This window comes from Natrinema soli (genome assembly GCF_028618695.1).
Genome location: NZ_JAQIVI010000213.1, coordinates 1 through 1,586 on the forward strand (window position 1 = coordinate 1; position 1,586 = coordinate 1,586).

Below are 1,586 nucleotides of genomic sequence, written 5' to 3' on the forward strand. Positions count from 1 at the left end.
TTCCGATCTCGACCGTCGGCGCGTACGTCATCGCCGCCGGCCAACTCGTCTTTCTCGCGTCCCTCGGCGGATCGCTGTGGACCGGCGATTCGGCCGACAGCGATCCGACCGACGGCGATTCCGCCACCGCCGATCCGACCGACGATCCGTGGGACCTCGAGGGCGGGCCCTCTCACACGCGCGAATGGCGGTAGAGTCCGGCGCGCGAGCGGGTCACGCTCGCCGACCGGGCTCACCGCCCGCGCAGTCGCGATCCGGAATTCGACCACCGGACCGGGGTCTCGACGGCTAGTCCCTCCGGACGTCTCGATGGCTGACCGTTCTCGTTGTATAGATAGCTGACCGCTCCGAGTCGCATCGACAGCAGACCGACGCAGTTGCGTGCGGTCCGACCACCTTCGTCCACACCAGAGTATACCCATGACAACCACTGCCAGTACCGACGTCGCACTGATGCTCCTGCAACTGATCGCCCTGACGATCCCGCCGGTCGTCGTCCTGGTCCGACTGCTGAACCGCTCCGAAAACCTCACGTGGCAGTACCGGAAGCTGAGCTTCGGCCTCGTGGTCTCGAGCGTCGCGCTGTTGATCGGGGCCGCGGTCGCCGTCATGGCGTACTTCGTCGCGAGCGTCCAGCTGCCCGCCACCGTCGTCGTCGGGCTGTTACTCGTCATCGTCGGCTTCTTCCCCCTCGGCGCATTTCTCGTCGTGCTCTACCGCGAACATCGGAAGGAACACGGCCCCTGACGGCGCTCGCTACGCTCGGATCCGGCCGGCTGCGGGTTCGATCCCCGCGCGTAGTTTCGGCGGCTTCGCCGCCGATGACGAACCGATGTCCAATCATACCTCAACGAACACGGATGGCAGTGAGGAACCGAGTACCGACGACGGTGGAGAGGCCACGACCGACGACATCACGGATCCGCGTCCACTGACGAACCTGACCGGCTTCAAGCGCGATCAGCTGTTCGTCATCCGGATGCTCGCCGATCGCAATCCGCACGGCCTCGTTATCAAGGACAAACTCGACTGCTACTACGACGAGGAGATCAACCAGGGCCGGCTCTACCAGAACCTGGGCGAACTCGTCGAAGAAGGGTACGTCGAGAAACATCCCCTCGACGGCCGGACCAATGCCTACCGGCCGAGTACGCGCGCCAACGAGCGCCTCGAGGAACACCACGAGTGGGAGCGGCGCTGTCTCTTTCGCGATCTCCCATGAACGACGGTCGTCCGCGTTCGCCGGTGGCGTTCGCGGACGGTCGTCCGCTCGAGCAGTAACTCACCTCCAATGACGACAGTTCACGATTCCACAAGCGACGAACCCAGTCGAACAGCTCCCGATCTCGACGCCCCGTGGACGTACGCGACGGCCGCCGCACGCCGTCTCGGGGTGCCAGACGCGATCGAGCAGCGACTCCTGTACCCGCGCCAACGCCAGCGGATCACGGTGCCGTTCGAACGCGATGACGGCTCGCAGGGAGTCTGCGACGGGTACCGCGTCCGCCACGACGGCGTTCGCGGCCCCTACGTCGGTCCACACCGGTACGATCCCGCGCTGACCGGCGACGATTTCGCCGGGCTCG

General features: G+C 65.8%; 3 protein-coding genes and 1 pseudogene. All 4 read left to right on the top strand.

Going from position 1 to position 1,586, the window contains the following annotated elements; genetic code table 11:
* Positions 1–194: pseudogene (locus tag PGX04_RS13980) on the top strand (hypothetical protein); the annotation flags it as partial.
* Between the two features lie 226 nt (positions 195–420).
* Entirely contained in the window at positions 421–747 is a 327-nt protein-coding gene (locus PGX04_RS13985) for a hypothetical protein (protein ID WP_273739077.1), read from the top strand.
* Positions 748–832: 85 nt separating this feature from the next.
* The gene (locus PGX04_RS13990; RefSeq protein WP_273739078.1) at positions 833–1,222 is read left to right on the top strand and encodes a helix-turn-helix transcriptional regulator; all 390 of its coding nucleotides are present in this window, start codon (positions 833–835) and stop codon (positions 1,220–1,222) included.
* A 69-nt stretch (positions 1,223–1,291) separates the two neighbouring features.
* Positions 1,292–1,586: Glu/Leu/Phe/Val dehydrogenase dimerization domain-containing protein (locus PGX04_RS13995; protein ID WP_273739079.1), on the top strand; the 295-nt coding region annotated here is incomplete at its 3' end.

Coding starts and splice junctions, on each gene's coding strand:
- PGX04_RS13985 (WP_273739077.1), top strand. CDS start 421: ATGACAACCACTGCCAGTACCGACGTCGCACTGATGCTCCTGCAACTG.
- PGX04_RS13990 (WP_273739078.1), top strand. CDS start 833: ATGTCCAATCATACCTCAACGAACACGGATGGCAGTGAGGAACCGAGT.